Origin of the sequence: Rhodococcus sp. ABRD24 (genome assembly GCF_004328705.1) — a bacterium.
GTDB lineage: Bacteria > Actinomycetota > Actinomycetes > Mycobacteriales > Mycobacteriaceae > Prescottella.
Genome location: NZ_CP035319.1, coordinates 3,563,786 through 3,576,925, shown reverse-complemented (window position 1 = coordinate 3,576,925; position 13,140 = coordinate 3,563,786). Strand labels below are relative to the sequence as shown.

The following is a 13,140-nucleotide window of genomic DNA, read 5'->3' as shown; positions in this document are numbered from 1 at the left end:
ATTAGTTTCACGAGTGGATCGAGGTGACCCGGGCCGTGTCCCGCAAGCCGATGAGCGTCGCCAGGCGGCTGCTGATCCTCCAGCTGGTCGTGTTGACGCTGGTCATCACCGCGATCTCGGTGCTGGCCGTCCTAGACGAGCGCCACGACTCCGACGCCGCGATCCGCCGTGAGGTGACCGGAATCGCAGAGACCCTCGCGCTGTCCAAGTCGACGGTCGCGGCGCTGCGCAGTCCTGACCCGACCGCATTGCTACAGCCGGAGACCGAACGCATCCGCGCAGCCACGGACACCGATTTCATCGTCGTCATGGCGCCGGACCGCACGCGATACACCCACACCGATCCGACGTTGATCGGGCAGCGCTTCACAGGGAGCATCGAGCGGGCCCTGGCCGGCGAGACATTCACCGAGACTTACGCCGGATCGCTCGGTCCGTCGATCCGGGCGGTGACGCCCGTCCGCGACGGCGGCGAACTACTCGGCTTGGTCGCGGTCGGGGTCACCCGCGAACGGATCGGCAAGGAATTCGAGCGGGGGCTGCCATCGCTGCTGGGGATCGCCGCGCTCGCGGTCGGGATCGCTGCGATCGGTGCGATGTGGGTGAGCAATCGCATCCGACGCCAGACGCTGGGGCTCGACCCGGACGAACTGCGCCGTTTGTACGAGCATCACGACGCGGTGCTGCGTTCCATCGGCGAAGGACTGATCGTGTTCGGTCGCGAGCACGACGGGCGCGGGCGGGTGGACGTCGTCAACGACGAGGCACGCCGGTTGCTGTGGCTTCCGGACGGGCCGATCACGCTCGATCAGTTGCCCGAGACGCTGCGCCGGATCGGACCCGACGCCGACGAGGAGCAGGATGAGGTCCATGTGACGGCCGACCGGGTACTACTCGTAGGACGTGCCCCCGTGCTGTGGGAGGGAAGGCGGATCGGCACGGTCGTTACGTTGCGCGACCGCACCGAATTGCAGAACACCCTGGGCGAATTGGACTCGGCGCGCAGTGTCGCAGAGTCGCTGCGCGCCCAGGCCCACGAGTACGCCAATCGTCTCCACACGATTGTGACAATGGTGGAGTTGGGCCGGCACGACGAGGCCGTCGCTTTCACCACTGCGGAACTGCAGATGTCGCAGCAGTTGATCGACAGACTGATGACGGCGGTACACGAGCCGGCGCTGGCAGCGCTGCTACTCGGCAAGGTCAACGAGGCCGCACAGCACGGTGTGGAGCTGACGATCACCGAGGACACCGCACTCGGACCGGTCCGTACGCTGAGCCCAATCGAGTTGGTGACCGTGGTGGGCAACCTGATCGACAACGCCGTCGACGCGGCACGATCTGCCGACGCGGAAGGCTCGACGCCTTGGGTGGAAGTGACCGTCTCGGAGGAGGATTCGAATCTCGTGATCCGCGTTGCCGACAGTGGTCCAGGCCTGGATCCGAACACACTGGCGCGCGCGATGACCCGCGGATACTCGACCAAGCAGGTGAACGGTCGACCGGCGATGCAGCGCGGGCTCGGCCTGGCACTGGTAGCGCAGGTGGTGACCCGGCACGGCGGGCGCCTGCGGACCGAACCGTCGCTCGCCGGAATGCTGGTCGTCGAGATCCCCTTGCACGGCCCCGAAACGAAGGACGGAACCGCATGATCCGGGTCCTGATCGTCGAGGACGAACCACTGATCGCGGAGGCACATCGCTCGTATGTCGAACGGATGGAAGGCTTCTCGGTTCACACCGTGGTGCATACCGCGAACGCCGCAATTCGTGCTGTCACCGACGCCGCCGTCGGTGACGACCCGATCGATCTCGTCCTGCTCGACATCGGTCTGCCCGACGCCAGCGGGCTGGACCTCGCGGGCGCGCTGAGTGGTCTGCGCCCCAGCCCCGACATCATCGCCGTCACCTCGGCTCGCGACCTCGCGGTGGTCCGGGCGGCGGTGACCCGAGGAGTTGTGCTGTACCTGCTCAAGCCGTTCACGTTCGCCGCACTGCGGGACAAGCTCGAGCACTTCCGCGAGTTCCGGGCCGCGCTGACCGAGGGCGGCACCGCCGCGAGCCAGCGGGACATCGACCGCGCGATGGCGGTGCTGCGCAGCGTCGACGAACGCGCCACCTCACCGAAAGGCGTTGCGCCGCAGACTGCGGACCGCATCGGCGCGTGCATCCGCGACGCCGATCGGCCGATGACGGCAGCGGAGGTCGCCGCTGCCGTCGGGGTCTCGCGTGTGACGGCGTGGCGGTATCTCGAACGCCTAGCCGACGACGGGGCACTCGCCCGGGAAACCGAATACGGTCGGGCAGGTCGGCCGCAGGTGCGATACGCCTGGGCCGACGCCGCGCACTGACTGCGGTGCTACTGCCGTCGACAAGGTCGGAACCTCGATACCGCGCAGGTGGCGTCCGAGCGCGCTACACCGCGCCTGCGGTGTCGAGCACCCACGCGTACTCGAATGCGACTTCCTTCCACTTCTCGTAGCGTCCGCTGACGCCACCGTGCCCGGCACTCATCTCGGTCTTGAGCAACAGTGGTGTGTCACCGGTCTTTGTTGCCCGCAACGCCGCAACCCATTTCGCGGGCTCGACGTACAAAACTCTGGTGTCGTTGATGCTGGTGATCGCGAGGATCGCCGGATAGTCCTTGGCCTCGACGTTCTCGTACGGGCTGTAGGACCGCATGTACTCGTACACCTGCGGATCCTCGAGCGGGTTGCCCCACTCGTCCCACTCGATCACCGTCAGCGGAAGTTCCGGGTCCAGTATCGAAGTGAGCGGATCGACGAACGGCACGTTCGCGAGGATGCCGGCAAACAGCTCGGGCGCAAGGTTCGCGACGGCTCCCATCAGCAGACCACCCGCACTGCCACCGTCGGCCACCAGTTGCGCTGGCGTCGTCCAACCTTCAGCGACGAGATGCCTTGCGCAGGAAACAAAGTCCGTGAAGGTGTTCTTCTTGGTGAGCGCCTTGCCGTTCTCGTACCAGTGCCGCCCCATCTCGCCACCACCGCGCACGTGCGCGACAGCGAACACCATGCCCCGGTCGAGTAACGACAGTCGAGCCACCGAGAAGGCCGGGTCGATGCTGACCTCGTACGACCCATACCCGTACAGCAATGTCGGAGCCGGGCCACTGCCGACCCCCTTGCGCCGCACCATCGACAGCGGAATGCGAGTGCCGTCTTCTGCGATAGCCCACTCACGCAACTGCTCGTACTCGGCCGGATCGAACCCGCCGAGCACCGGCTGGGTCTTGCGCAGCAGCAATTCACCGGTCGCAAGCTGGTAGTCGTACACCCGAGACGGCGTGATGAACGATGTATAGCCCAGACGCAGGGTGGGCTGGTCCCACTCAGGATTGGAGCCCAGGCCCACCGAGAACAGTTCCTCGTCGAACTCCATCTCGGTGAGCTCGCCGTAGCCGTCCGCGGTGAGCGGCCAGATTGCCAACCGGGTCAGCACGTCCCGGCGGTAGCTGAGCACGAGGTAGTCAGCGAACGTGTCGATGTCCTCGAGGCGCACATCGTGACGGTGCGGGACGAGGATCTCCATCGCGGCCGGATCCGACGCCGGGGCCTGCGCGAGCACAAAGTTCTCGGCCTTCTCACCGTCGACGACGTCGTTGTGCAGGATCAGGAAACGGTCCTCGCCGGCGATCACGGCATGTTCCGCCGAGTATTCGACACCCTCACGGCGGGGCAGGATCACCCGGAAACTGCCCTCGGGATTCGCCGACTCGAGCATCCAGCCCTCAGTCGTCACCTTCGACCCGAGCCAGATCATCAGGTACTTCTCGCTACGAGTGGACCCGACCGCCACCCAGTAGCGCTCGTCCGGCTCGTGGAAGACCTGGACGTCCTGGTTCTGCGTGGTGCCGAGCTTGTGCCGCCACACGGTGTCGGGCCGCCACGACTCGTCCACCGTCAGATAGAAGACGTGCTGGTGATCGATCGCCCACGTGACACCCGGCGCGGTGTCGGGAATCTCATCGGCAAGCAGCTCACCGGTGGTGAGGTTCTTGAACCGCAGCGTGTAGCGCTCGTCGCCTATCACGTCGACGGAGTACGCCAGCAGAGTGCCGTCGTGGCTCACCGAGAACGCGCCGAGCGAGAAGAACTCGTGTCCGTCGGCCAGGGCGTTGGCGTCGAGCAGCACCTGCTCGCCGGGGATGACGGTATCGACGGACAGTTCGGGCGGAGTCCAGTCGTCCGGTCCCGCGATCGGGCACCGGCATTGCACGCCGTACTGCTTTCCCTCGGTGGTGCGGGCGTAGTACCACCAGTCGCCCAGCCGCGTCGGCACCGACATGTCGGTTTCCTGCGTGCGAGACTTGATCTCTTGGAAGAGCTTCTCGCGCAACGGCTCCAGATGCTCGAGCTGCTGCGCGGTGTACGCGTTCTCGGCCTCCAGGTACTCGACGACCTCCGGATCCTCCTTGGCGCGCAACCACTCGTAGTGGTCCACGAACGTGTCACCGTGATGGGTGCGCTCGAGGGGAACCCGATTGGCCACGGGAGGAGTGAGCGCAGTCATCTCAGCCCGCCCAATCCTCGAAGGAGAGCCCGGAGATGCGCTCGTACGCCTCGATGTAGCGCGCGCGGGTCGCATCCACGATCTCCTGCGGCAGCGCCGGCGGCGGGGTGTCCGACGCACGGTCCCAGCCCGACGCAGGGCTGGTGAGCCAGTTGCGCACGAACTGCTTGTCGAAGCTCGGCTGCACCTTGCCCGGCTCGTAACCGTCCGCCGGCCAGTAACGCGACGAATCCGGCGTCAGCACCTCGTCGGCGAGGACGAGGTTGCCGTCGGAGTCGAGCCCGAACTCGAACTTCGTGTCGGCGAGGATGACTCCGCGTTCGGCTGCGAAGCTCGACGCCCGGAAGTAGATGTCGAGGGTGTCCTCGCGCAACTTCACCGCGAGATCCTGACCCACCTTCTCGATGACGGTCTGGAAGTCGATGTTCTCGTCGTGATCGCCGAGGTCGGCCTTGCTGGCCGGGGTGAAGATCGGATCCGGCAGCTTGCTCGCCTCGACCAGGCCCTCCGGTAGTTCGACGCCGCACACCGCGCCCGTGCGCTGGTAGTCCAGCAGTCCCGAGCCGGTGAGATACCCCCGGGCGACGCACTCGACGGGGAGCATGTTCAGCTTGCGGACCACGAGGGCCCGACCGAGGACCTCCTCGGGGATGCGCTCGTCCAGCGGGTCCCCCGCCAGGTGGTTGTTGCCACCGAGCTTCTCGAAGAAGAACACGCTCATCGCGGTGAGCACACGGCCCTTGTCGGGGATCGGGGTCGTCAGCACGTGGTCGTAGGCCGAGATCCGGTCACTCGCGACCAGCAGCAGGTGCTCGTCGTCGATCGTGTACAGATCGCGGACCTTGCCGCCTGCCAGGTGGGTGTAGGACTCGAGTGAAGGACGCACGTTGGCTACCCTATCGGGCCCGCGGATCGGTGCACGGCACAGCACACGCGTGGCCGGTCATCCGGACACCGGCGACCACGACCGCCCCTCCCTCCCGCGTTTTGCGCACTTATCGCCCGGAATCGGTCCCCGAAACCGCGACAAGTGCGCAAAACGCGGAGAGGGGCATCGCTGTGTTCGCGGTCGGGGCGCTGCTGACGGTGTCGTCGACGCTGATGCCGCGGGCCGAGCAGGCGAACGCGGGCTGATCCGGACGACCGGACTCACCGAAAAAAGAAGGATCTCGGTTTGTGGCAGGCACTGTGGCAGCCTGGCGGGATGAGCGAGCTGCATGGAACGGACGCACCCGCCGGCCCCGGGATCGACAACCCCTCCCGGCACGACACCGGGTGGCACCCACGTGACGCCGCCTGGGTCACGTGGGTGGCGCTGCTGCCGATCCTGCTGCTCATCCTTTCGGTGCTGGCGGCAGCCGTCGAAGGCAATCGTTGGCCGCTGATCGACGATGTGGTGCTCACCTGGCTTTTCGCGGGCTTCGTCGGCCTGGTCGTGTTCGTGCCGGCGATCCTGGTGTCACTGTTCGGGGCAACCGCCCTGAAACGACGGTTCCGCTTCGGACGCCGGCTCGCCTCGATCGGCAGTGCGGCAGTCGTGCTCGTCGTCGCGGTCCTCGCCTACAACATCGTCGCCGACACGGTGGCACTCGCCGGGCAGCACGATCCGAGCAGCTCGGAGCTGTCGTTCTCGCCCTTGGCAGCGTGCGTGGTCCTCATCCCGTACGTCGCGATCGCCGCCCTCAACGGGTACGTGATCGTCCGGCTCTGGAGGCGAGCCCTCTAGGTGTCTTGAGTCATAAATTGTCCATCAGTAGATACTGTTGGGTATGGCGACTCGGGGTCCGCGTGCTGCTGTGATTGTTCTCAGCGATGCGGAGCGGGCCGAGTTGGAGGGTTGGGTTCGCCGTCCCACGAGTGCGGCAGGATTGGCGATGCGGTCGCGGATCGTTTTGGCGTGCGCGGATGGTGGATGACGCGAAGATCGAGGACCTGATCACCGCGACGCTCGAATTGACACCGAAGGATGCGACGCATTGGTCGACACGGTCGATGGCGGAACATCTGGGCATGTCACAGTCCACGGTGTCGAGGGTGTGGCGGTTGGCTCCACACAAGCAGGATTCGTGGAAGCTCGAAGGATCCGCTGTTCACCGAGAAGGTCCGTGACGTAGTCGGCCTGTACCTGAACCCGCTGGAGCGGGCGTTGGTGCTGTGCGTGGATGAGAAGACCCCGATCCAGGCGCTGGACCGGACTCAACCGATCTTCCCGATGCTGCCGGACAAGTGGCTTCGCCGCTCCGCTCACCGATCCGTACGTGAACTCAACGCCGACATCCGCGCCTGGAACGACAAACCGCGACCCTGCACCGCCGATCAGATCCTCGAATCCATCGCGAACTACTGCGGCCGAACTAACGACTCAGAACACTGGAAGGGATACACCAAGCATCGGTAGTGTCGGCCGTTCGCTTCTGGCTACTGCGTTTGTGGTTGGCAGCGCTTGTTCACCTCAGGCTGGCGCGTTCCTTCGTTTGGAGTCTGTGTCCGGCCAGCCGGTACGCGGCGAGCCCGCCGACGAGGAAACTCGCCGAGATCACGCCGTAGAGGTTCCAGGGAGCAGCGAAGACCATGATGTCGGAATGCAATGCCACCACCAGAGCGACTCCGGCGAGCGAGGAGCACACTGCCCCCACAAGTGCGAGCGCCAGGATGGGTGCCAGGTAGGCGCCAACCACGGCGCGGCCCCATCGGCGGGGTACCCCAGCCGCGTGCAGGGACGCGAGCGTGGGACGTAACTGGGCGATGACCCCGCGAGAGGCGAGTAGCGCGACGAGGATGACAAGCAGCGCGAACGCCCATACAGCCGCTTGCACACCGGCAGGTATAGGGCTCTGATCGGCCGGGGTGTGACGGGAGAGGAAGACACGGTCGAATCCGGCGTTCTCGGGAGCGTGGGCGACCTTCTCGTCCTGTTCGGCCGTCACGCCGCTGTAGACGAAGGCATGAGAGCCGGTCGGCAAGGAGAGCTGTGTTGCGGTCTCGACCAGAATCACCCCGCGTGCGGTCGACACTTCCCATTCTCGGGGGAACTGCGCGTGGGTGTAGGCCAGGCTGAGAGGGTGTGCAGTTCCACTGGGGTCCATCACCGTGACCGCATGGTCACCCTGTTTGTCGTCGGCTCCGAGCATGCCGCCCGTGGACAGGGTTTCGCGCTGACGATCGGTCAGAGGAGCGCCGAGCCATCGCTCCACATCATCTGGAGTATTGAAGGCGACCAGCATGCCTTTCCCACGAGCGTAGAGTGCAGCGGATCCAGTCGCGTCGCTCAGATACAGCATCTGCACCGGATCGCTCAGCCCTGTAACGTCTTCGAATCTTTGACGCAGAGACATCGGAAGGTCCATTCCAGATGTACCGAGGAGTGCCTGTCTCGCGGGAACGTGCGGTATCTGGTCACGATTGATGCTTGCCTCGAACATCGTCGCAGTGGTGGCCAGCGTCAGTGGCAGTGCCGCTGCGACAATCAAGGTCGCTACTGCGGCAGTGACCTTGCCCCGGTCTCTAACATGGATCCGCGTCGCCAGTAGTGGTGCCGAGCCCAGGCCGCCGAGCCGACGGATCAGCGGGGTCACCGCACCGGCGAGTCCGCAGGTAGTCAGTAGGACGACGCCTATACCGGCAGCATTGATCTCTTCGACCTGCGGTATGCGGGTCGATACGCGGATGATCGCCAGTACCGAACCTGCGACGACGAGAGCGATTGCAGCCCAACCGATACGGCGTGCCGATGCACGCCATCTACTCCAGGCTGCGAATCGGCGGACCGGGTCGGACCACAGCAAGGCAGCCCCCGCCGTGACACCGAGCACGGGGGCCAGGATGAGCCCCGGCAGTTCGGAGACTGGCCACGTCACTGGAGACAGCGGAGTCGAAATTACCTCTGCTACCAGTGGCCGGACCGACCAGCCGATCACACTTCCCACCGCGACACCGGAGATGACCGAGGCCGTGGCGCCGGCAAGGAGCACTGCGAGCGCTGCGGTGAGTGTGGCACGTCGCGGGACACCGACCGCGAACATCGTCTGCCCCACTCCCCTCAGCCATCGGGAACTGAAGGACACACACAGAATGCCGAGTGCCAGCGGAATGAGGAGCGCTGGCCACCGATAGAGCAGCGGAATGGACTCGACCATCGTCGACGGTGTGGAGCTCAGGAGCGTCTCCCGACTGAGCATCGATGCCCGGGCTGTCTGGTCTGCGGATCCGCGATCTACACCGCCAGCAGCAGCCGAGTCGATGATGCTCCGCAGGACCGGGTCTGCGTCCGTTCCGTCCCAGTACAGCGAACCGGAGGCCGATACCGTGGGGTAGTCCTCTCGTGCCCGCGCACCCATCGCTTCCCATGTACCTGGCCCGGCAACCATTTCGTAACTGGTTTGCGCGTAACGATTTTCATAAACTCCCGTTACAGTCCACTGTCCAGAGCCGGACAGCACACTGAAAGTGCTGCCCACGGGGTGATCCGCTTGAAGAGTGGTCGATACCGCCACTTCGCTGGGGGAATCGGGAAACGTCCCCTCTGCGAGGACCATGGCGTCGGGGAACGGGTTGGGATCCCATTCGGACTCGATGAAACTGATTCGACGATCCGGTTCACCGTCGATGCGGACGCCGACCGAGACCAGCGCCACCCGGCCGAGGGCGTCGAACTCAGCTCTGCCCGGCAGCTGTTCCGCGGGCGGTGCACCCACAGCCATCGATGCGGTGAAGTCTGCGAACCCGAGACTGCGTTCGACCCGCTGCACGGAAGTCAGGGTCACCGCATGCGCCGTCATGAAGATCACCACCAGGACGGCCGCGGTCACACCAAGCACCGCGAAGGAACGACGCAGTGGCCGGTAGCGCGCTAGGCCGCGGGCGATGAGCCCGACCACGGGCGGTTGTAGCCTGTCCCCCCTCGTCCGGGTCATGCGTCGACCAGCTCTTCGGAGACCGCGCCGTCGACGATGGAGAACACTCGGTCTGCGTACCGCCTGGCCAAGGGATCGTGGGTGGCGACGACGACAGTCAATCCGCCGTCTGCAAGCTCGCGCAGCAGCGCGAACAGCGACTCGGAGTTCGCCGTGTCCAGTGCGCCGGTCGGTTCATCGGCGATCAGTACCTTCCGCGCCCCGACCAGGGCGCGCGCGACGCCGACGCGCTGACGCTGCCCACCGGAGAGTTGATCGGGAAACCGGTCACCCAGATCCGCCAGGCCCACCTTCTGTAGTGCGCCCTCAGCATCCTGTTTCGCGGTGCGTACCCGTGAGCCTCCGGCTACCTGCGGAAGCGAAACATTCTCCGCAGCAGTGAACTCGGCGATCAGGTTGTGATCTTGGAAGACCACGCCGATCGTCTCCCGGCGCATCGCCGCACGCTGGTCTTCGTCGAGGGCAGTGATCTCCACACCTGCAACTTCCACCGTTCCCGAGTCCGCGTCATCCAAACCGGCGATCAGGTTCATCAACGTGGTCTTGCCGGATCCACTGGCTCCGTACAGCGTGACAAGTTGGCCCGGCCCAATTGCGAACGAGACCCGATCGACAGCATGCACCTCCTCGATTCCGGAGACATAGGTCTTACTCACTGAATCGACGACTATCACGAACCCTCCCACCCCCGAGGTTGCCTCCGGGGGCCCACCCCCGGAGGCAACACTGTCAAACTCTGTCAGTCAACGATCAGCACAAACTCTGTCAGTCAACAATCAGCACGCGCCCCTCGTCTTCCAGGAGCTGGCCTCGTCGTTGTCCGCGAACCCGACGTAGCTGTTCTCACTGAAGGCGAACATGGTGTGGCAGATGCCCTGACCGTTACCGTGCTCATACCATGCAGCGTGGGCGGAGGACCTGTTCTCCCAGGAACTGAGCTTGTCGTTGGCGGTCCCCGACATGTTCTCCACATTGGTGCTGGTGCCCCAGCGCCATCCGAGCTGCGCACCGAAGCCCTGGTTGTCGTAGATGCACACCTGATTCACCCGGCGCAGGTTGCTGCCCGCGAGAGCCGTACCAGGCACAGCAACCGCTGCCCCCGCTGTTACCGGCGCCGATGACGGCGATCATAGCAAGCTTCGCCAACTTCATAGTTCCCCCCAAACCTAGCGCGGATTCACCGGGGGCACTGGAGCGCTAGGTGCGCAAAACGCGAGGTAAGAGTCTCCGGGAATACCTGCACGCCGCAGATCGTTAGCTATGTTTCGCAACTACTGTGTGTCTGGACGCCGTGGATCGGACCAGGCTTCGATCGGCGGGAGGGTGATGGCGACCGATACCGCCGCCACATCGGTAGGACTGCGCTCGGAGCGGGGTCCCATTCTGCTCTCGCTGATGCTCAGCACCTCACTCGTCGCCCTCGACAGCACCATCATCGCGACCGCGGTGCTTACGATCGTCGGCGATCTCGGCGGCTTCTCGCAGTTCCCGTGGCTGTTCTCGGTGTATCTGCTGGCGCAGGCAGTATCGGTGCCGATCTACGGCAAGCTAGCCGACATGTTCGGCCGCAAACCGATCATGCTGCTGGGCATCGCACTGTTCGCGGCCGGGTCGGTGCTGTGCGGTCTGGCCTGGAGCATGCCGGCGCTGATCGTTTTCCGTGCGATCCAGGGACTGGGTGCCGGCGCAGTGCAGCCGATGAGCCTGACGATCGCCGGCGACATCTACACCGTCGCCGAGCGCGCTCGGGTGCAGGGCTACATCGCGAGCGTGTGGGGTATGTCGTCCGTGCTCGGGCCGACGCTCGGCGGCGTCTTCTCCGAATTCCTGTCGTGGCGCTGGATCTTCCTCATCAACGTTCCGCTGTGTGCGCTCGCCGCCTGGATGCTGATGCGCAAATTCGCCGAGAAGACGATCACGCAGAAGCGGCGCATCGACTACCTGGGCGCAGCCCTCCTGACCGGCGGCGCCTCCGCAATGATCCTCGGCCTGCTCGAAGGTGGTCAATCGTGGGAGTGGCTGTCCCCGATGGGGATCGGCACGTTCGTCGTCAGCGCCATGCTACTGGTCGGGTTCGTGTTCGTGGAACGCCGCGCGGACGATCCGATCCTGCCGCTACACATGCTGACCCGGCGGGTGCTGGTGGCGAGCAGCCTGGTGTCGCTGTGGGTCGGCGCGATCCTGATGGGCCTCACATCCTATGTGCCGACCTTCGTGCAGGGTGTCCTCGGAACCGGTGCGCTGGTAGCAGGATTCGCGCTCGCCGTACTCACGATCGGCTGGCCCATCGCTGCGTCACTGGCCGGACGACTGTATCTGCGCGTCGGGTTCCGAACCACCGCGCTCATCGGCAGCACCCTCGCCCTCGTCGGCACTGCCCTGCTGGTTCTTCTCACCGAAGGCTCGCCCGTGTGGCAGGTGGGCGCGACATGCTTCGTCATCGGCTCCGGCATGGGCCTGATCGCCACTCCGACGCTGATCGCGGCGCAGTCGAGCGTCGACTGGTCCGAGCGCGGGGTCGTCACCTCGACCAACATGTTCGCGCGCTCGATCGGCAGCGCCGTGGGTGTCGCGGTGTTCGGTGCACTCGTCAACTCACGAGTGGGCGATGCCGCCGAGCCGGATCCGGGCGGTCTGGCGGACGCGATCCAACTGGTGTTCCTCGGCCTGCTGGGAATCGCGGCGCTGCTGGCGGCGTCGTCCGCCCTGATGCCGAGAGCAGAGAAGTAGAACGCACGCGATCACGTCGAGGATCAGGCAACTCCCGACGAAGGCGCAGACTGTCCTCGCCGATCTCGGGTTCCCGGGTCCCGCAGCTCGATTCGCCGATGGGCGGCAAGACTGTCGACAGCATGGACTTTCGGACTCCGACTTTTGGAGGATCTTCCTGCCGCACGGTGAGCAGTAGGGGCCGTAACCGGCGGTCCCGCACTGGTCAGGCGCTTGCATCCCCGTGCGCGGGCGGAAGCTGCGATGCGCACGCATTGATGCGCATCGCCATAGGGCAGCACGATCGCGACAATCGGCGGATACACCGGCGTCGGGAAGGACCACACAAGCCATGAGCGTTACTGCCGCGGAGGCAACCGCTTCCAGCAGTCCGATTCTAACGATGATCATCGCGTGCGAGATCGGATTCTGGGTACTCGTCCTTGGCGGACTGACAGTCCGCTACCTGCTGCGATTGCGGCGAACGTCCACGGTGCTGCTGTCCCTTCTGCCGATCTTGGACGTCGTGCTCCTCATTGTCGTTGCCATCGATATCCACAACGGCGGCGAGGTCGGATCGGCGCACCGTCTCGTCGGCATCTATCTAGGCTGGACAGTGATGTTCGCGCATTCGACAGTGCAGGCGCTCGACATACGATTCGCCCACAAGTTTGCAGGTGGGCCACCTCCCGTGAAGCGCCCGAAGTCCGGTCCAGAAGCATTTGCATACGAGATGCGGGCTTGGTTGAAGTGGCTGTGCGCCGCAGGAATCGCGCTGGCCGTGACCTTTGGACTGGCCGGGACTGTCGCGGACCCGGAGCAGGCAGCACAGCTTCGACAGACTGTCATGCCCGTCGGGATCATCACCGTCGGCTGGCTGTTGTTCGGACCTTTGTGGGTCAACTCGCGCAACGACAGCGGCGCGGATTCGACCCCCCGATCCGGTCACCGCTAGCTGCACCGGTCATGACGTTGGCCACGCCGCT

At 65.1% G+C, this 13,140-nt stretch carries 10 protein-coding genes and 1 pseudogene; 6 read left to right on the top strand and 5 right to left on the bottom strand.

Annotated elements, in window-relative coordinates; all coding sequences use genetic code 11:
* Positions 1–50 precede the first annotated feature (50 nt).
* Both ERC79_RS15815 and ERC79_RS15810 read left to right on the top strand, forming a co-directional pair.
* A complete protein-coding gene (locus ERC79_RS15815) occupies positions 51–1,652 on the top strand; it encodes a sensor histidine kinase (protein ID WP_131581214.1) in 1,602 nt (533 codons plus the stop codon).
* Complete coding sequence (locus ERC79_RS15810) at positions 1,649–2,350, top strand: response regulator (RefSeq protein ID WP_131579407.1); 702 nt, start codon at positions 1,649–1,651, stop codon at positions 2,348–2,350. The genes ERC79_RS15815 and ERC79_RS15810 overlap by 4 nt, the downstream gene beginning before the upstream one ends.
* 64 nt (positions 2,351–2,414) lie before the next feature.
* Here ERC79_RS15810 and ERC79_RS15805 read toward each other — a convergent pair whose 3' ends face one another.
* Entirely contained in the window at positions 2,415–4,532 is a 2,118-nt protein-coding gene (locus ERC79_RS15805; RefSeq protein WP_131579406.1) for a S9 family peptidase, read from the bottom strand.
* 1 nt (position 4,533) lies between these two features.
* Positions 4,534–5,418, bottom strand: coding sequence for a phosphoribosylaminoimidazolesuccinocarboxamide synthase (locus ERC79_RS15800; protein ID WP_131579405.1), 885 nt, complete (start codon positions 5,416–5,418; stop codon positions 4,534–4,536).
* 318 nt (positions 5,419–5,736) lie between these two features.
* Between ERC79_RS15800 and ERC79_RS15795 the strand changes: the two genes are divergently transcribed.
* Complete coding sequence (locus ERC79_RS15795) at positions 5,737–6,258, top strand: hypothetical protein (RefSeq protein WP_131579404.1); 522 nt, start codon at positions 5,737–5,739, stop codon at positions 6,256–6,258.
* Positions 6,259–6,301: 43 nt separating this feature from the next.
* Positions 6,302–6,930 (top strand): annotated as a pseudogene (locus ERC79_RS15790) (hypothetical protein).
* 49 nt (positions 6,931–6,979) lie between these two features.
* Here ERC79_RS15790 and ERC79_RS15785 read toward each other — a convergent pair.
* The 3 genes from ERC79_RS15785 to ERC79_RS15775 form a co-directional block, all read right to left on the bottom strand.
* Complete coding sequence (locus tag ERC79_RS15785) at positions 6,980–9,445, bottom strand: hypothetical protein (RefSeq protein ID WP_207390344.1); 2,466 nt, start codon at positions 9,443–9,445, stop codon at positions 6,980–6,982.
* Positions 9,442–10,101: an ABC transporter ATP-binding protein gene (locus ERC79_RS15780; protein ID WP_242676592.1), complete on the bottom strand. Its 660-nt coding sequence runs from the start codon at positions 10,099–10,101 to the stop codon at positions 9,442–9,444. Before ERC79_RS15780 ends, ERC79_RS15785 begins: the two co-directional genes overlap by 4 nt.
* A 120-nt stretch (positions 10,102–10,221) precedes the next feature.
* Positions 10,222–10,530, bottom strand: a complete 309-nt coding sequence (locus tag ERC79_RS15775) for a peptidase inhibitor family I36 protein (protein ID WP_131579402.1) — start codon at positions 10,528–10,530, stop codon at positions 10,222–10,224.
* A 241-nt stretch (positions 10,531–10,771) separates the two neighbouring features.
* Between ERC79_RS15775 and ERC79_RS15770 the strand changes: the two genes are divergently transcribed.
* The gene (locus ERC79_RS15770; protein WP_131579401.1) at positions 10,772–12,175 is read left to right on the top strand and encodes an MDR family MFS transporter; all 1,404 of its coding nucleotides are present in this window, start codon (positions 10,772–10,774) and stop codon (positions 12,173–12,175) included.
* 331 nt (positions 12,176–12,506) lie between these two features.
* On the top strand, positions 12,507–13,109 hold the full coding sequence (locus ERC79_RS15765) for a hypothetical protein (RefSeq protein ID WP_131579400.1): 603 nt from the start codon (positions 12,507–12,509) through the stop codon (positions 13,107–13,109).
* Positions 13,110–13,140: the final 31 nt, after the last annotated feature.

What these genes read in the sequence shown, in the direction of transcription:
- ERC79_RS15770 (WP_131579401.1), top strand. Translation starts at nt 10,772, where the DNA reads ATGGCGACCGATACCGCCGCCACATCGGTAGGACTGCGCTCGGAGCGG.
- ERC79_RS15805 (WP_131579406.1), bottom strand. Translation starts at nt 4,532, where the DNA reads ATGACTGCGCTCACTCCTCCCGTGGCCAATCGGGTTCCCCTCGAGCGC.
- ERC79_RS15765 (WP_131579400.1), top strand. Translation starts at nt 12,507, where the DNA reads ATGAGCGTTACTGCCGCGGAGGCAACCGCTTCCAGCAGTCCGATTCTA.
- ERC79_RS15810 (WP_131579407.1), top strand. Translation starts at nt 1,649, where the DNA reads ATGATCCGGGTCCTGATCGTCGAGGACGAACCACTGATCGCGGAGGCA.
- ERC79_RS15785 (WP_207390344.1), bottom strand. Translation starts at nt 9,445, where the DNA reads ATGACCCGGACGAGGGGGGACAGGCTACAACCGCCCGTGGTCGGGCTC.
- ERC79_RS15795 (WP_131579404.1), top strand. Translation starts at nt 5,737, where the DNA reads ATGAGCGAGCTGCATGGAACGGACGCACCCGCCGGCCCCGGGATCGAC.
- ERC79_RS15815 (WP_131581214.1), top strand. Translation starts at nt 51, where the DNA reads ATGAGCGTCGCCAGGCGGCTGCTGATCCTCCAGCTGGTCGTGTTGACG.